Source organism: Marinobacterium litorale DSM 23545, from assembly GCF_000428985.1.
GTDB lineage: Bacteria > Pseudomonadota > Gammaproteobacteria > Pseudomonadales > Balneatricaceae > Marinobacterium_D > Marinobacterium_D litorale.
The window spans coordinates 22,915-39,631 of the sequence record NZ_AUAZ01000001.1 but is presented as its reverse complement, the minus strand read 5'-3'; the positions used below and the strand labels follow the sequence as shown (position 1 = coordinate 39,631).

Annotated in this window: 12 protein-coding genes; 6 read left to right on the top strand and 6 right to left on the bottom strand. The window is 57.9% G+C overall.

All coding sequences use genetic code 11. From position 1 onward, the window contains the following. The gene (gene pdxR, locus G403_RS21580; RefSeq protein WP_051298281.1) at positions 1 to 1,437 is read right to left on the bottom strand and encodes a MocR-like pyridoxine biosynthesis transcription factor PdxR; all 1,437 of its coding nucleotides are present in this window, start codon (positions 1,435 to 1,437) and stop codon (positions 1 to 3) included. Positions 1,438 to 1,527: 90 nt separating this feature from the next. On the opposite strand from pdxR, the gene G403_RS0100145 reads away from it, so the two are divergent. Continuing rightward, the gene (locus tag G403_RS0100145) at positions 1,528 to 2,133 is read left to right on the top strand and encodes a pyridoxamine 5'-phosphate oxidase family protein (protein ID WP_027852196.1); all 606 of its coding nucleotides are present in this window, start codon (positions 1,528 to 1,530) and stop codon (positions 2,131 to 2,133) included. Between the two features lie 59 nt (positions 2,134 to 2,192). On the opposite strand, the gene G403_RS0100140 is transcribed toward G403_RS0100145, so the two are convergent. Next, entirely contained in the window at positions 2,193 to 2,534 is a 342-nt protein-coding gene (locus G403_RS0100140) for a TfoX/Sxy family protein (protein ID WP_036231905.1), read from the bottom strand. A gap of 25 nt (positions 2,535 to 2,559) precedes the next feature. Then, positions 2,560 to 4,086: a dGTPase gene (gene dgt / locus G403_RS0100135; protein WP_027852194.1), complete on the bottom strand. Its 1,527-nt coding sequence runs from the start codon at positions 4,084 to 4,086 to the stop codon at positions 2,560 to 2,562. A 204-nt stretch (positions 4,087 to 4,290) separates the two neighbouring features. On the opposite strand from dgt, the gene nqrF reads away from it, so the two are divergent. Together nqrF and G403_RS0100125 are read left to right on the top strand one after the other, a co-directional pair. Beyond that, positions 4,291 to 5,514, top strand: a complete 1,224-nt coding sequence (gene nqrF / locus G403_RS0100130; protein ID WP_027852193.1) for an NADH:ubiquinone reductase (Na(+)-transporting) subunit F — start codon at positions 4,291 to 4,293, stop codon at positions 5,512 to 5,514. A 155-nt stretch (positions 5,515 to 5,669) separates the two neighbouring features. After that, positions 5,670 to 6,650, top strand: a complete 981-nt coding sequence (locus G403_RS0100125; protein WP_027852192.1) for a nucleoid-associated protein — start codon at positions 5,670 to 5,672, stop codon at positions 6,648 to 6,650. Here the strand turns inward: G403_RS0100125 and G403_RS0100120 are convergent, their stop codons facing one another. The 3 genes from G403_RS0100120 to G403_RS0100110 all read right to left on the bottom strand — a co-directional run bounded on the left by G403_RS0100120 (position 6,651) and on the right by G403_RS0100110 (position 10,357). Next, on the bottom strand, positions 6,651 to 7,982 hold the full coding sequence (locus G403_RS0100120) for a Na+/H+ antiporter NhaC family protein (RefSeq protein ID WP_027852191.1): 1,332 nt from the start codon (positions 7,980 to 7,982) through the stop codon (positions 6,651 to 6,653). A gap of 154 nt (positions 7,983 to 8,136) precedes the next feature. Next, the gene (locus G403_RS21575; protein ID WP_051298278.1) at positions 8,137 to 8,973 is read right to left on the bottom strand and encodes a slipin family protein; all 837 of its coding nucleotides are present in this window, start codon (positions 8,971 to 8,973) and stop codon (positions 8,137 to 8,139) included. A gap of 1 nt (position 8,974) precedes the next feature. Continuing rightward, entirely contained in the window at positions 8,975 to 10,357 is a 1,383-nt protein-coding gene (locus G403_RS0100110) for an NfeD family protein (protein WP_036231902.1), read from the bottom strand. Positions 10,358 to 10,844: 487 nt separating this feature from the next. On the opposite strand from G403_RS0100110, the gene G403_RS0100105 reads away from it, so the two are divergent. Genes G403_RS0100105 through G403_RS0100095 form a run of 3 tightly spaced genes read left to right on the top strand, consistent with a single transcriptional unit; the run spans position 10,845 to position 16,621 of the window. Continuing rightward, a complete protein-coding gene (locus tag G403_RS0100105; RefSeq protein WP_027852189.1) occupies positions 10,845 to 12,299 on the top strand; it encodes a circularly permuted type 2 ATP-grasp protein in 1,455 nt (484 codons plus the stop codon). A 2-nt stretch (positions 12,300 to 12,301) separates the two neighbouring features. Next, the gene (locus G403_RS0100100; protein WP_027852188.1) at positions 12,302 to 13,231 is read left to right on the top strand and encodes an alpha-E domain-containing protein; all 930 of its coding nucleotides are present in this window, start codon (positions 12,302 to 12,304) and stop codon (positions 13,229 to 13,231) included. Positions 13,232 to 13,243: 12 nt separating this feature from the next. Next, positions 13,244 to 16,621 (top strand): transglutaminase family protein, encoded by a 3,378-nt coding sequence (locus G403_RS0100095; RefSeq protein ID WP_027852187.1) that lies wholly within the window; start codon positions 13,244 to 13,246, stop codon positions 16,619 to 16,621. The last annotated feature ends 96 nt before the right edge of the window (positions 16,622 to 16,717 follow it).

Here is a 16,717-nt window from a genome sequence, read left to right as displayed (position 1 = left end):
TCAACGTCCGGAAAGCGCTGGCCCAACCACCTGCTCCAGCAGCTGAACGCCCCGGGCCAGCCGCTCCGCGCCATCAGCGGCAAAGCCCAGTACAAGACCGGGCCTGCCGGCACTGTCATAAAGACGGAGTGCTCTCGCGCTGACCCCCTTCTTTACAAGGGACTGCGCTAAAGCATGGTCATCCCAGCTATCGGGTAACTGCAGACAGAGATGCATCCCGCCTCCGGCATCGATTACCGGTAAATTGGCGAGCGCGCTATTTGACAGTAGCTGTTCAAGTTGCTGCCGTCGCTGCCCATAGAGCCGCTTCATTCGCCGGAGATGTCGGCTATAGTCACCGTTCGCCATGAATTCCGCCAACGCCACCTGCGCTGGAGTCGACAGCCCGCCGTCGATAATTCGCCGCAGAGCCACAAAGCGATCTACCAACCCCTTAGGTATAACCAGATAACCGATACGAAGCCCGGGAAACAGGGTCCGGCTGAAGGTGCCTGCATAGATGACCCGCTCCCGGTTATCCAGCGAAAACAGCGCAGACAGCGCCGGACCGGCGGAGAACTCCGAGTCGTAGTCATCTTCCACCAGCCAGCTCCCTTTTTCATGTGCCCGATTCAGCAGTGCAAGGCGCCGGTCGGCGGGCAGCGTGTGTCCAAGCGGGAAGTTGCGCGACGGTGTTATGACCATCAACTTCACCCTACTCAGCGCTTCCATATCATCCAAATCCTGTTGGCGAAAATGTTCGATCTGCGCACCGACTCTCTCGAAAACACGTTCAGTACCGGGAAAACCGGGTAGCTCCAGAGCCACGGGCTCACCGGCTGCTATCAGCTCATTCGCCACCAGATAAAGCCCCTGCTGCGAACCGGATGTAATCACCACCTGACTGGCATCAGCCTGCATGCCGCGCTGAGCGCTGAGCCAACGCACAATTTCCTGGCGCAGGCGCGCATCACCCTGGGGATCGCCTGCCAACAGACGGGGGCTGGACACCGAACTCTGCAGCGCTCGCTGCCAGCGTCGGTATGGAAACTGATCCAGGGCCGGCACCGCAGGCTGAAGCAACTGGTACGACGGGTTTTGAGCAGGTGGCGCCTGGGGCTCCCACGCAGATCGGGCGGCACTGGCCTGCTCACCATCGACGTGCACGGGCGCTATTTCGGGCAGATCGGCCACATAGCAGCCGGCTCCCCGTCGCGAAACCAGGTAGCCCTCAGCCTGAAGCAGTTCATAGGCACTTTTCACCGTATTACGAGAGATTCCCAGCGCACCGGCAAGTGTCCGGGTGGAGGGCACACGTGCGCCCCCGGCGATATGCCGCTTCAGGATCGAGCGGCGCAGGGCCAGAAACAAACGTCGATAGGCAGGCAGTTCCGGATCAATCGCGCTCAGTTCCAGAAAAAGCCCCAAGTCTGTCCGTGTCAGTCCTGTTTCATCCATAGTGGGTCTAATATTTTCAATAAAACTGGATCTTTAATAGACCCAATATGAGCCCTAGTCTATCCACATCAACTGAAGGAGCCAATGCCAATGAGCGAATACACACAGACCGAACGGACCCGGGTCAAACGGGGCGCGAAAAGGGCCAACTACGATAAGGAAACGGTCAACGCGATCCTCGACGAGGCGCTACTCTGCCATGTCAGCACCCAGCTGAACGGAAAGCCGCTACTGCAACCGACTATCCACTGGCGCGACGGCGACCAGCTGTATGTCCATGGGTCCAGCAAAAACGGATTGTTCAAAGTTCTGCTGGAGGGTGCTGAAGCCTGCATCGCCGTCACACTGCTGGATGGCATTGTCTTTGCCCGTTCCGCCTTCCATCACTCCGTGAATTACCGCAGCGTGTTGATCTACGGTCATGCACGCCTGGTGGATGATCCCGATGAGAAAAGCCGGTCGCTGGACCAGCTGATCGAAAAGTTCCATGAAGGACGTTCCAAAGAGGCGCGCCCGGCCAATGAAACCGAGCTGAAAGCCACCAGCGTTATCGCCTTCACACTCGACGAAGTGTCCGCCAAGATTCGTACCGGTGGGCCGGTGGATGATGCTGAGGACATGAACCTTCCGGTTTGGGCCGGGGTTCAACCCGTCATCACCACGCTGGGCGAGATTGAATTTGAATCCGAAGGTTGAACCGCAATCGGATGTATCGGGGGCTCTGGTACCGCGAACGGAGGCCTCCGACAACACCGCTAGGCGTTACGCGCCCGCAGTGCCACGCCATAGGCTTGGCTGCCCCACTCTCGCATCACGTCCAGTGACTCCAGAGCCTCTTCCGGCGCCTGATAGTACGACAACGCGCAGGGTTTTCCCTTGCGCAGGTAGGTAAAGGGCTCCAGCCCCTGATCGATAAACAGCGCCCGGGTTTGTTCATCCGCTTTCAAATAGAGAATCCCGTCGATCACCAGGGCGAACATCAAGCCATCGAGAAACAGCCCTGTGCCGCCGAACATGCGTCTGGGAGTGACCGGGCCGATGCACTGCATCAGCTCGACAACCCAGCTGGAAAATTCATCGCCGCTCGAGGTCCTCATGGTCACGCGCCCCTCCCCTACAGCCTCAGCCACCCATCACCGACAGCGCTTTGTACTCATCCAGCGCAAACTGATCGGTCATACCGCTCACCATATCCTGCAGCAAACGACACCGACAGTAGCGCTCCCAGACCTGGGCATCCAGAGTCCGACCATTCGACAACATCGGGGGCTGATCACGCAGAGTCAGATAAGCTTTGACATGTTTGTTGGGCAATCGATGAAACAGCCGGCTTTCCACCAGGAGCCCACGACTCCCACCCGTGCAGAGCCGTTCGAACTGATCCATGGGTAGCATCAGGAGCGGCTGATAGTGCTCCAGCAGCCCCGAGATGATGCGATAGCCCTGAAGCTCCAGCGTTTCCACCTCCGGCACCGAAAATACGTGTCGAATCGCTACCTGCTTCAGCGTCTCGACAATGCTGTGGCAGGGCGACTCATCCTCCAGTAGCGCGCGGTTGAGACTACCCTCGGCCACGGCCTCAATGTTGTCGATAAACGCTTGCGCGGCATGCCTGACCAGCGGGTGCACCAGATTGACCCGCATCCAGACAAAGAACTCATGCTCCTTGTTGATACTCTCCTGTTGGGAGCGCTTAAGTGCGTAATCGATCAAGTCCGCAAAGCGCTTGCCGTTGAAGTGGTGTGATTCTCCATCCCCAAAGGGCTCTCGCAACTCACGAAACTGCTGCTTGAGCAGGTCGGCCAGACGCTCGCAGCTGAGAATACCCTTATCAACGCCATCCTCCAGATCGGCCAGGCAGTAGGCGATATCATCGGCCGCCTCCATCAGGTAGGTCAGCGGGAAGCGGTGTCCCGGCGCCATATCCAACGCCCGTTGCATCCGCTGGATAAATTCCCCCTCGGAGAAGTAATACCCAGGCTTTTTCCGCAGGTAATCCAAGCCGTCACCGGCGGACGGTTTAGGCTCGGTGGCGCACCGGGTATATTTGAAAATGCAGGCGCTCTGGGTATATGTCAGATTGAGCTTTTGCAGCTGACTGATCAGCCGGATCGCCTGAGCGTTGCCCTCAAAGCTACTGAGTTCTCGGAGCAATTCATTACGCAGCGCCTTGCCCGGCTCATCAAGGTCGTCATGGGTAAATGGCGGTAGCTGCGGTAGAGTCTGCTCAAACCACCGGGAAATCGCCGCTTCGCCAAAGTGCCCAAACGGCGGGTTGCCGATATCGTGCATCAGGCACGCCATCTCAACGAGAGACTCCGTCGCTCTCTCCAGTCCGCCGAGGCCCAGGATACCGGCACCGCCTCCGAGCTCTTCAAATACGGTACGAACAATAAAGCGCCCGGTTTGCTGAACCTCCAACGAATGGGTTAGCCGGCTGCGCACCGCCGCATTATGCTCAAGGGGAAACACCTGAGTTTTCTGCTGCAGGCGACGCACCGCCGCGGAGTTGATTATGCGTCCGCGGTCACTCTCCAGCTGTCGCTCAAGCGCCGAGATACCACAACGAGCTACCCGATAATTTGCGGGTGCTTCGTCACGCGGATGGTAGGGACGTTGAATGGAGAACCGGGATGACAAGTCGGGCATATCCGTTACCAGGGCCTGTAATGTTATTAAACACCCGACTATATCGGGGGGTGCCCGGCAGCGAAAGCACTCCAATTCAAGTCATCTTCTATAGTCATAGTAACGATTGACCATAAACAGGGCTCAGGGAGGAGCTCACTCTCAAGTTATACCGCACAGGTCGCACCTGTGACTATCGGCCTGCGCGGAAGCGAGTAGGCAGTCATGCAAGCTATTCTGTTGGGTGTGGTGTTTTTTACCGGCGTCGTGCTCACGCTGGTGATAACCATACTGCTGGCACGAAAATACTTGATTCCATCCAGCGGTGTAAAAATCCGGGTGAATAACGAGAAAACACTGAGTCTCCCGGTCGGCGTTAAACTGCTCGGCGCACTGGATGAAGATGGCATTCATCTTTCATCCGCCTGCGGCGGCAAGGGAATCTGCAAACAGTGCAAGGTCCAGGTCGAATCCGGCCGAAGCTCGCCGGGCCCGGCTGAGAGTGATCAGCTGAGCGTGCGCGAAAAACGCGACGGCGTCCGCCTGGCCTGCCAGCTGGTGGTCCATGACGACCTGGATATCCGGGTGCCGGATGATGTCTTCGGCGTCGGGCAATGGCTCTGCACCGTCAAGTCCAGCCGCTGCGTAGGTACACTGATGAAAGAGATTACGCTGAAGTTACCGAAGGACGAGCTGATCGACTTCCGTGCCGGTGCCTATATCCAGGTCGCTTGCCCGCCCTGCGAGATCAAGTACCGTGATTTTGACATCGACCGCGAATATCAGGACGACTGGGAGCAAATGGGGCTCTGGGCATTGGAAACGAAAACCTCGGAGCCTCAGAGCCGCGCCTACTCCATGGCCAACTACGTGGATGAAACCGGCATCGTGACGCTGATCGTGCGGCTAGCCACGCCCCCGCCCAAAGCGATGGACAAAATCCCGCCCGGTATCGTCTCGGCCTACATGTACAGCCTTAAACCCGGAGACACGGTGGAGATCACCGGCCCCTTTGGCGACTTCTTCGCCGATGACAGCAACAACGAGATGATCTTTATCGGTGGCGGTGCCGGCATGGCCCCGATGCGCTCGCATATCTTCGACCAGCTCAAGCGCCTGAACAGCGCGCGAAAAATCAGCTTCTGGTATGGCGCACGGAACCTCAAGGAGCTGTTTTACACCAAGGACTTTGATGAGCTTGCCCGGGAGCATGACAACTTCGAATGGACGGTTGCCCTGTCCGACCCACGCTCGGAGGATGACTGGGAGGGCGCTACCGGCTTCATCCATGAAGTACTCTACGAGCAATACCTGTCCGAGCATCCGGCGCCGGAGGACTGCGAGTATTACTTATGCGGCCCTCCACCCATGCTCAAGGGGGTAATCGAGATGCTCGACAGCCTCGGCGTGGACCCGGAAAACATCCGCTACGATGATTTTGGGGGCTGAACATGCGAATCAGGGAGACGGTCATGAATCCCAACATTAGAGCCCCATCCGGTTCATGCTGGACAAAATCACCCGGCTTTGCCCGGGCGTGACTATCGGAACGAACCCGGGCGCTGAGGTATAATGCCGCGCCTGTTTCTTCAGCCGGAGTCCACATGTCTGTTTCTCAAGCGATCATCCACCGCCTCACCCGCGAGAGCGGCGACAAGTCCTTCAGCCTCAGCGATAAGCCGCTGGAGCTGAGCGAAACAGAGAGCCGTCTGCTCAATGAGATCAAGCCACTGTTCGTGCGCCGCGCCAGCAAGCGCTACGGCTGCTTTGCCAACGAAGCGGGTGTTTTCAAGGGACTGGTCGTGAACTGGTTGGGCGATACGTTGAACCTGGTCTCATTCAGCCAGAAAGCCATCGAGTACCTGGCCATCGCACTGGAAGAGCAGGACGTGGAGTCCGACGGCTATTGGCTGTTTGCCGTGGACGAGCAGGAAGCGGGCCCTGTCCTCTGGCTGGCTCAGCTGCGCCAGCGCGATGGGATCAGGGTGGATGCCGATAACAAGCCCGATGATTGCGAGTATATCGACTTCACCAAACTCGGCTTCTGCGCCACAATCAACCTGGATCAGGTGCACCAACCCGATGAACATAAATTCCTGACGATCAGCTTCGGCTTTGGCGAAAGGCCGATGCAGAAACTGATGATGGACTTCCTCAGCTTCACCGATACCGTCAATACCACCGCCGATACCGAGCGGTTCATGTCGCTGGTGGAAGATTACAGTAAGGAGATGCCGGAAGAGACTGGCCGGCGCTATCAGAAAGAGGTCGCCGAGTACTGTATCGAACAGGTTAAAAACGGCGACTCTGTAAACTACCGCGAACTCTCCGGCGAGATAGAGAGCCAGGCTCCCACCGGGCTCGACCAGTTCATCGAGACACGCGATCCGGAACTGAAGGACACCTTCATCCCGGACCGCTCCAGCCTGAAAAAATACATCCGTTACAGCGGTCGTAGCCGGGACGTATCGATCAGCTTCAGCAACGAATCACTGGGCAAGAACATCAGGTTCGACCCGGATACAGGCAGCCTCACCCTGACCGAGCTGCCTGCCGCACTGGTCAAGCAGCTCAGGGGCGAGTAATCAGGCGAGCTGGCGGGTGGGCTGCACCTTGAGACGCGGATAGCCAACAGCAATCGACACCAGGGCCACCAACGCCAGCAACCAGCAATAGTAGATATTGCCAATCAGCGCCAGCGGTGAAAGCTTGGCGGTGGAGGCCGCCAGCAGTACCTGTGCGCCATAGGGGATCAGTCCCTGCACCACGCATGAGAAGATATCGATCAGGCTGGCACTGCGGCGCGGGTCCACGTCGTGACGCTGGGCAATATCCCTGGCCAATGACCCCGCTAGCAGAATCGCCACTGTGTTGTTGGCGGTACAGACGTTGGTCAGCGCCACGGCGGCACTGATACTCAGCTCACCGCTGCGAGTGCCCGGCTCGCGCTTCCCGATACGACTGATACGGTCGATCACACTGGACACCCAGGCCAGACCGCCCTGGGACTTCATCATCGCCCCAAGCCCACCAATCAGCAGTGACAGGATCAGGATCTCCTGCATACCGGTGTAACCGGCATAAATATCCTGGGACCACTGGGCAACGTTATAATCCGGCGTCAGTACCAGCCCCACACCCCCTGCCAGCAGAATGCCGACAAACAGCACCAACATCACGTTGACGCCCAGTACCGCAAGCACCAGAACGGCCAGGTAAGGCAGCACACGGATCAAGTCATAATCACCCGGCACTTCGACTCTGGCGGTACTGCTCTGGAACCAGAGCCAGACCAGGGTCAGCAGTGCCGCCGGCAGCGCAATCTTGAAGTTAAGCTTGAACTTGTCGCGCATGGCGCAGCCCTGGGTGCGGGTCGCAGCGATCGTCGTATCGGAGATGATCGACAGGTTATCGCCAAACATGGCTCCGCCCACCACGGTGGCCACCGTTAACGGCAGCGATAACTCTGTCGCCTCGGCCACACCCACCGCGATCGGCGCGATAGCCGCGATGGTGCCCATGGAGGTCCCCATGGAAGTGGCCACAAAGGCGGCGATCACGAACAGGCCGGGGAGAACAAACGCCGGTGGTATCACACTGAGGCCGAAGTTCACGGTAGCATCCACACCGCCGACCGCCTTGGCGACACTGGCGAACGCACCGGCCAGCAGATAGATCAGCACCATGGTGATAATCGTGTTATCACCCACACCTTCGATAAAGGTATTGATCCGCTCGTTCAGAGGCCCTTTGGCCAGCAGTACGGCCAGCACGATGGCCGGCAAAATCGCCACCGGTGCGGAGATCTGGTAAAAGGCAAATTCGGTCCCCTGGAACTGATACCAGAGGCCGCTGCCCACGAAAAACAGCAGAAACAGCGCCAGCGGGGTTAGCGCCAGCGGAGAGGGTTTATCCATATTAACGTTCACCATCCGAGTGGTCGGCGAAGGGTATTTCCCGACATTTATAGCGGACATCCCGGGATCTTCCGGAATTTAAGGCCGCAAATTATACAGCGCGCAGGATAAACCGCTAAGAACGATTGGGGATGAGCTTATGCGCGTTGATCCGTTACGTCCGATCAGGCGCCTCACTCCCATGATTGCTATTTTGCTCTTGTGGCTCGGACTGCGTCCCTTGCCTGGCTGCTACCACATCGGCCAGATCACTCATCTTGCTCATCAGGTCGATCGGCAACGGGAATACAATCGTGTGGGTGCCCTGATTGGTCACTTCAGTCAACGTCTGCATATAGCGCAGCTGGATCGCCTGGGGCTGTTCAGCCAACCGCTTTGCGGCACCCAACAACTGCTCCGAGGCTTCCAGCTCACCGCTGGCATGGATTACCTTGGCACGACGGGCGCGCTCTGCCTCTGCCTGCTTGGCAATGGCGCGGATCATACTCTCGTCCAGATCCACATGCTTAATCTCCACATTGGCCACCTTGATCCCCCAGGCATCGGTCTGTTTATCGAGGATCTTTTGAATATCGGCGTTGAGTTGATCCCGCGCCGACAGCATATCGTCAAGCTCATGCTGGCCCAGCACCGAACGCAGCGTGGTTTGTGACAGCTGACTGGTGGCTTCCAGGTAGTTCTCCACGTGAATAATCGCTTTTTCCGGATCCACCACACGGAAGTAGATCACGGCGTTGACCTGAACCGAAACGTTGTCCATGGAGATCACATCCTGGGTCGGTACATCCATCACCAGTGTGCGCAGATCCACGCGCACCATCTGCTGGATTACCGGTACGACGATGATCAAGCCCGGCCCCTTGACCTTGTAGAACCGGCCCAACAGGAAAATCACACCGCGTTCATACTCCCGCAGTACCCGAAACATGGAGAGCAGGAGCAGAACCGCCAGCACCACAATCGTTGTTACGAAATAGGGAAAACCCAACATTTCACACCTCCTGTCTATCGACGACCAGCGTTAAGCCATCAACTTCATGAATTTTTACCCGATCCCCCACCGCCAACGCATCAGGACAGCGCACCTCCCAGAGTTCGCCCTCAAAACGGGCTAATGCCTGACCCTCATAGACTTGCTCAATGGTGACCGTTTGCCCTCGAGCCGCACCGCTACCCATAAGCCGTGGCCTCTGATGGGCCTTCAACGCCATTCCCAGCACCGCAAATAACAGCGCCCCGGTGGTGACGGCCAGCGCCACGATCACCGGCATGGCAATCTGGTAAGCCGGCACTTCGGTATCCATTAAAATGATCGAGCCCACCACAAACGCCACCAGACCACCCACACCTAACACCCCAAAGCTGGGCATCATCGCTTCTGCCGCGATCAGACCCACACCGAGGAGCATCAGGCCAAGTCCGGCATAACTGATTGGCAACACCTGGAAGGCATACAGCGCCACCATCAGGCAGATAGCGCCCACGACACCCGGAAGACCAAAGCCCGGATTAGAGAACTCCAGAATCAGGCCGTAAATGCCGATCAGCATCAGTACATAGGCCACATTGGGGTTGGTGATCACCGACAAAAACTGGCTACGCCAGTCAGGTGCAAACGAAAACAAAGGGCGTCCCTGTAGATCCAAGATCCGGGGCTCGCCATTGATCATGACGCGGACTCCATTCGCATCGGCTAGCAGCTGAGTCCGATCCTCGGCCACAAGATCAATCACCTGCTGATCCAGTGCCTCGGTGGCCGTCAGGCTGACACCCTCGCGCACGGCGCGCTCTGCCCAATCAGCATTGCGGCCTCGCAGCTCCGCCAATCCGCGGATATAGGCAACCGCGTCATTGATAACCTTGCGCTCCATGGCGCTGCCCTGCCCCACCGGAGACGACTCCTCTCCCTCCTGCTCCCGGGAGCCGCCTCCGTCGGAACCCGGTGAAGGACTGATCGGTGTCGAGATAGAAACCGGCGTCGCCGCGCCCAGGTTGGTGGCGGGCGCCATGGCGGCCAGGTGACAGGCATATAGCAGATAGGTACCGGCGCTGGCGGCCCGTGCCCCGGACGGTGCCACATAGCAAAGCACGGGAACGTCGGACGCCAGTACCGCGGATATCATTGCGCGCATGGCACTATCCAAGCCGCCGGGGGTGTTGATCGTCAGGAGTACCGCCACCGCATCGGCCTCCTTTGCACGCTCAATCCCCCGCACCAGATAATCGGCGGAGGCAGGCCCTACCACATCATCCAGTGTTAATGCCCAGATACTTCCTGGCTGAACAGTCTCTTCCGAATGCACTGACAGGACGGTCAACAGCAGGCTCCAGAACAACACCCACCGCAAGCCGGCCCGGGAATCGATTGCTCGCATAGCGCGATCACCTCTCCACCAACAAACCGATGACCTTGAGTATAGAAGCCCTCAGCAATAACACCTGCGTTAGCATCCCACCCGCCTGACACGGCTCAAAAACCTGTTACACCGCTTATCCCAGTGCTATACCTATATGAGGATCCTCTCATCCATACCGCTTCAGACAATGAGCAGGTTCGTGACCGAGATCGAGCCATCGACTTATTCATGACGCCTTTGGATGTTAGGGTGTGCAGCCGTGTGTTTGGCTCGTTGGTCAAGGAAAACCGAGTGCCAAGCAGACGATGGCTTATATATTGCTAATGTTTACAGGACCCCGGCATACGCCTGGCGGCTCCTGCCGGGCTACGGGCACGAGGTAGCCCGGATACAGTGCCGCTTATTCCGGGAACATACCCGGCAAAGAACACCATAGAGAACAGAGGGTTACCGGGCAATCCGGTACCACCCGAACAACGGCCACCAGTTGAAGATGGACTCACTCATGAGTATGGATTGGAAGCGATACGAACCTCAGGATTTTTTCGATGAACTGGTCACTCCAGCCGGCAACCCCCGGCTTCCCGCAAAACGCTTGATCTCCTATCTGAACTCTCTGAGTGAAGAGGAAGTAGAAACCCGGCGTCAGATGGCTGAGGCCACAATCCAGGAGATGGGGGTAAGCTTTACCGTCTACACCGAGGAGGGAAATATCGACCGCGCCTGGCCCTTCGATATCATCCCACGCACTATCTCCGCCAAGCAGTGGGAGAAAACGGCCGCCGGTCTCAAGCAGCGGCTTAAAGCGCTGAATATGTTTATTGATGATCTCTACCACGATCAGAAGATCATCAAGGATGGCGTCATTCCCGAGCATATTATTACCGCTTCCAAGAACTTTCGGCCCGAGTGTGTCGGCATTTCGCCCCCTTTTGGGGTTTGGGCACACATCTGCGGCACTGATTTGGTGCGCGATAGCGACGGCGAGTTTTATGTGCTCGAAGATAACCTGCGCGTTCCCTCCGGCGTCTCTTACATGCTCGAGAACCGGGCGATTACCAAGCGCGTTCTGCCGGAGCTGTTCGAAAACGATCGCATTCTTCCGGTCGACGATTACTGCTCGAACCTGTTCGACATGCTGGCGTCACTTTCCCCCCGTACAGTGAAAAAGCCGGTGGTTGCCGTCCTGACTCCGGGCATATTCAACTCGGCCTATTTTGAACACGCCTTCCTCGCTCAGCAGATGGGTGTGGAACTGGTAGAAGGCTCAGACCTGGTAGTGAGCGACGACGACTGTGTCTACATGCGCACAATCAGCGGACTGGAACGGGTGGATGTGATCTACCGCCGTATTGACGACCTGTTCCTGGATCCAGAAGTGTTCCGTAAGGACTCCGCACTGGGTGTTCCCGGCCTGATGCGCGCCTGGCAGAAAGGGAATGTGGGACTCGCCAACGCACCGGGCGCCGGTGTCGCCGACGACAAGGTAGTCTACGCCTATGTGCCGGACATCATACGCTACTATCTGGACGAGGAACCGATCATCAAAAACGTGGAAACCTATCTCTGCGAAGATGAAGAGCAGCGCGCCTTTGTACTGGAAAACCTGGACAAGCTTGTGGTCAAGCCGGCCAATGAATCGGGCGGTTACGGCATGCTGGTAGGCCCTCACTCCACCAAGAAAGATCAAGCAGCCTTCGCCAAGCTGATCAAGGAGAATCCCCGCAACTATATTGCTCAGCCCACTTTGAAGCTTTCCACGGCCCCAACCATCGTCGAGAAAGGTGCTCTGGAGCCGCGCCATCTGGATCTGCGCCCCTTTATTCTGCAAGGCAAGAATATCTACGTCACCACCGGTGGCCTGACCCGCGTTGCCATGCGCAAAGGCTCGCTGGTGGTCAACTCCTCTCAGGGCGGGGGCAGTAAGGACACCTGGATTGTGGAAACAGGGGAGGTTTGATCATGCTATCCAAAGTTGCTGAACGTCTGTACTGGACATCCCGTTATCTGGAGCGTGTCGAAAACACCGCCCGCCTGGTTAACGTCTACGACAAGCTGCTGTTCGATATCCCCAATGAGATCGATATCGGCTGGTACAACCTGGTCATTCTGAACAGTGCAACCGAACTGTTCGAGGACCGCTACAAGAACCAGGACGAGCGTAACGTCGTCAAGTTTATGCTTTCGGACGACACCAATCCCAGCTCCATGCTGTCGGCACTGAAGATGGTGCGCGAGAACATTCGCACATCCCGTGATGTGGTTCCGGCAGAAACCTGGGAGCTGATCAACGAGGTCTACCTCTTTGCCAAGAACAACATCCAACAAGGGATCAACCGCTCCCAGCGCCACGAGTTCCTGTCCGAGGTCATCAAGGGCTGCCAGATGCTGTCGGGACTGCTCTACGGCACCATGAGCCATGATGCCGGTTGGCAGTTCATGAAGCTCGGGCGAGATCTCGAACGGGCGGATATGACCACCCGTATCCTGGATGCGGGTGCATTTGGCCTGTTGGAAGCCAACGGAGATGCCAGTGTTAACCTGCGCCAGATTGTCTGGGGCAACGTATTGCGCTCGGCCAGCGCGTATATGGCCTATCGCAAGACAATCAAAGGGCCGGTTTATGGGCCGGAGGTCGCCAATTTCATGCTGGAAGATCCGCACTTCCCGCGGGCGATCCAATTCTGTCTGACCCAGATGGATGTGGCGGCAGGAAAACTCCCCAAGAATGAGAACGTGCATAAGAAGATCAAGAGTATCAAGCTTGATGCGCTCAAGATCGAATCGGATACCGACCTGGGTAACGATTTCCGCGATTTCCTGAACGATTTGCAGGTACAGTTCGGTTCATTGCATGAAGCCATTGCCGAAACCTGGTTTCCAGTACCCTGAAGGACCTAAGCCGTGACTATTCGTATCGCGATTCGCCACTCCACCGAGTACCAGTTCGATCGTGCCGTCAACCTGTCGCCGCATGTTCTTCGCCTGCGGCCGGCAGCTCATTCTCGCACCCATATCCACAGCTATAGTCTGAAGATCGAGCCAGACAACCACTTTATCAACTGGCAGCAGGACCCGTTCGGTAACTATCTGGCACGCCTGGTATTCCCGGAAAAAACGCGCAAGTTCAAGTTTGAGGTGGAGGTGATCGCCGATATGACGGTGATCAACCCCTTCGACTTTTTTGTCGAAGAGTATGCAGAGAACTACCCCTTTACCTACGACGATGCGCTGAAGAAAGAACTGCAGCCCTACCTCGAAGTCATGGAAGAGGGTGAGCAGCTCGACACCTGGGTCAAAAGCGTACCGCGCGATAAAACCCGCATCATCGATTTCCTGGTTCATTTGAATCAGCGACTCGAAAAAGAGATCGAGTACGGCATCCGCATGGAGCCCGGTGTACAAACCTGCGAGGAAACACTCGAACTGGCCAAAGGCTCCTGCCGCGACAGTGCTTGGCTTCTGGTTCAGATCCTCCGCAAGCTGGGTCTGGCGGCACGCTTTGTCTCCGGCTACCTGGTTCAACTCAAACAGGATCAGGAAGCATTGGATGGTCCCTCCGGCGCTGCCGAGGACTTTACCGACCTGCACGCCTGGTGCGAAGTGTTTATCCCGGGGGCCGGCTGGGTCGGACTCGATCCAACCTCCGGTCTCTTTGCCGGTGAGGGCCATATCCCGCTGGCCTGTACTCCCTCCCCCGCATCGGCCGCCCCGGTTACCGGCTACTCCGATAAGTGTGAGGTGGAGTTCGCCTACGCCAACGAGGTGTTCCGTATTCACGAAGACCCTCGTGTAACCAAGCCATACAGTGAGGAGCAGTGGGCCTGTATCGATGCGCTGGGCAAAGCCATCGACGAGGAGCTTGAAGCGGGCGATGTGCGTCTGACCATGGGCGGCGAGCCCACCTTCGTCTCGATTGACGATATGGACTCCGCGCAATGGAATATCGAGGCCCTGGGTGACGATAAACTGCGCCTGGCCAAAGACCTGCTGTTGCGGCTGCGTTCGCGTTTCGCGCCCGAAGGTCTGCTCCATTACGGGCAGGGCAAATGGTATCCCGGCGAAGAAGTTCCACGCTGGGCGCTGGGCTGCTACTGGCGTACCGACGGCGAGCCTCTGTGGCATGATCCCAAACTTCTGGCTCGGGTCGATAAGAACTACGGCTTCGGCCTCGCGGAGGCGCAGTGGTTTATGAAAACCCTGTGCCAACGCCTGGATGTCGATCACAAGTATCTGATCGAGGCCCATGAGGATGCACTTTACTACCTCTGGCAGGAGCAGCAGCTACCGGTCAACGTGGATCCGAAAAAGATCAACCTTAAGGATGATCTGGAGCGCAAGCGTCTAGCCAAACTGCTTGACCGTGGACTGGATACCCCAACCGGCTATGTGCTGCCGCTGGGTTGGCACTATGGCCAGCAGAGCTGGCGTTCATCGCCCTGGGAGCTCAGGCGCGAGCAGCTGACACTGATCCCCGGTGACTCACCGCTGGGCTTCCGGCTACCGCTGAGCACCCTGCCCTGGGTCGCTCGCGAAGAGGCCGAAATCGAGCCCGAGCGTGATCCGTTCGCGGAACAGTCACCACTGCCGAGCTACCGCCCCTTCGCGGATATGAAGCCGTCACAGGAGACTATCAACAGCGCTGATAACCGCCAGATCATGCCAGACGCGGATGCCCAGGAGGAATCCGGCGAAGGCAAATGGGTTGATGTGGTCAAGACTGCACTCTGCATCGAACCGCGTGATGGACGGCTGTATCTGTTCCTGCCGCCGCTGCAGTATCTGGAGCACTACGTCGGCCTGATTAATGCCATCGAGCATACCGCAGCCGAACTTAACCTGCCGGTGGTCATTGAGGGTTATGAGCCCCCCAAGGACTCCCGCCTGCAGAAACTGCTGGTTACACCGGACCCCGGTGTCATCGAGGTCAATATCCACCCGGCCACGAGCTGGAAGGAACTGGTGGAAAACACCACCGCGCTGTACGACGAGGCACGGCTGTCACGCCTGGGCACTGAGAAATTCATGATCGACGGCCGTCATGGTGGCACAGGCGGCGGTAACCACGTGACCCTGGGCGGTGTTACGCCCGCGGACAGCCCGCTGTTGCGTCGCCCGGATCTGCTGCGTTCTCTCGTCACATACTGGCAACACCACCCGGCGCTGTCTTACCTGTTCTCGGGCATGTTTATCGGTCCGACCAGCCAGGCTCCGCGCGTCGACGAAGGACGTCACGAAGCGCTGTATGAGCTGGAGATCGCCTTCCAGCAGATGCCGGAAGGCCTTGTCGACAAACCCTGGCTGGTTGATCGCTTGATGCGTAACCTGCTGGTGGATATCACCGGTAACACCCACCGCTCCGAGTTCTGTATCGACAAACTCTATGCGCCGGGCACCGCCTCGGGTCGCCAGGGTATACTGGAGTTCCGCGGCTTCGAAATGCCGCCCCATGCACAGATGTCGCTGGTTCAGGTGCTGCTGCTCCGTGCACTGGTCGCCCGTTTCTGGAAGGAGCCGTACCGCAAGCCCCTGGCGCGCTGGGGTACGGAGCTGCATGACCGGTTTATGCTGCCGCACTATGTCTGGTCTGACCTGCGCGATGTGGTGAATGATCTTCAGGCCCACGGTCTACCCTTCCAACTGGAATGGCTGGCACCGTTTGAAGAGTTCCGTTTTCCGCACTATGGCCGTGTGCAGATCGACGATATCCAAATCGAGCTGCGCTGGGCGATCGAACCCTGGCATGTGCTCGGTGAAGAGATCTCCAGTTTTGGTACCGCACGTTATGTGGACTCCTCGGTGGAGCGCCTGCAGGCCCGTGTAACCGGCCTGACCGACAGTCGCTACGTGCTGGCCTGTAACGGGCGTCGGGTGCCACTGCATAGCACCGGCCGTCACGGCGAATACGTGGGTGGTGTGCGGTATCGAGCCTGGGACCCGCCCTCAGCCCTGCACCCCACCATCGGCATCCATGCACCGCTGGTGTTCGACCTGATCGATACATGGAATGGCCACTCGATCGGCGGCTGCACCTATCACGTCACCCATCCCGGCGGACGTAGTTATGACACTCAGCCGATCAATGCGTTTGAGGCAGAGTCGCGACGCGTTAACCGATTCTGGGATTACGGGCATACACCGGGTGCCGTGACACCGCCCCCCTTCCATGAAGCCCTGCGGGAGTTCTTCCCCAATAAGGAGGGCCCTCGCCCGATGGCACCGCCGCCGGAGGAGCCCAGCAACGAGTACCCCTACACGTTGGACCTGCGGCGAGAGCCCTGATTTGGGGCACGGCTTTCTGGCCTGAAGCGGGCAAATCTCCTATGATGACGCCCGCTTTTCATTTTCTCGCTTGACGGACCAAAAACTGAGTGGATC

Coding starts and splice junctions, on each gene's coding strand:
- nqrF (WP_027852193.1), top strand. CDS start 4,291: ATGCAAGCTATTCTGTTGGGTGTGGTGTTTTTTACCGGCGTCGTGCTC.
- G403_RS0100105 (WP_027852189.1), top strand. CDS start 10,845: ATGAGTATGGATTGGAAGCGATACGAACCTCAGGATTTTTTCGATGAA.
- pdxR (WP_051298281.1), bottom strand. CDS start 1,437: ATGGATGAAACAGGACTGACACGGACAGACTTGGGGCTTTTTCTGGAA.
- G403_RS0100110 (WP_036231902.1), bottom strand. CDS start 10,357: ATGCGAGCAATCGATTCCCGGGCCGGCTTGCGGTGGGTGTTGTTCTGG.
- G403_RS0100140 (WP_036231905.1), bottom strand. CDS start 2,534: ATGAGGACCTCGAGCGGCGATGAATTTTCCAGCTGGGTTGTCGAGCTG.
- G403_RS0100145 (WP_027852196.1), top strand. CDS start 1,528: ATGAGCGAATACACACAGACCGAACGGACCCGGGTCAAACGGGGCGCG.
- G403_RS0100120 (WP_027852191.1), bottom strand. CDS start 7,982: ATGGATAAACCCTCTCCGCTGGCGCTAACCCCGCTGGCGCTGTTTCTG.
- G403_RS0100100 (WP_027852188.1), top strand. CDS start 12,302: ATGCTATCCAAAGTTGCTGAACGTCTGTACTGGACATCCCGTTATCTG.
- dgt (WP_027852194.1), bottom strand. CDS start 4,086: ATGCCCGACTTGTCATCCCGGTTCTCCATTCAACGTCCCTACCATCCG.
- G403_RS21575 (WP_051298278.1), bottom strand. CDS start 8,973: ATGTTGGGTTTTCCCTATTTCGTAACAACGATTGTGGTGCTGGCGGTT.
- G403_RS0100125 (WP_027852192.1), top strand. CDS start 5,670: ATGTCTGTTTCTCAAGCGATCATCCACCGCCTCACCCGCGAGAGCGGC.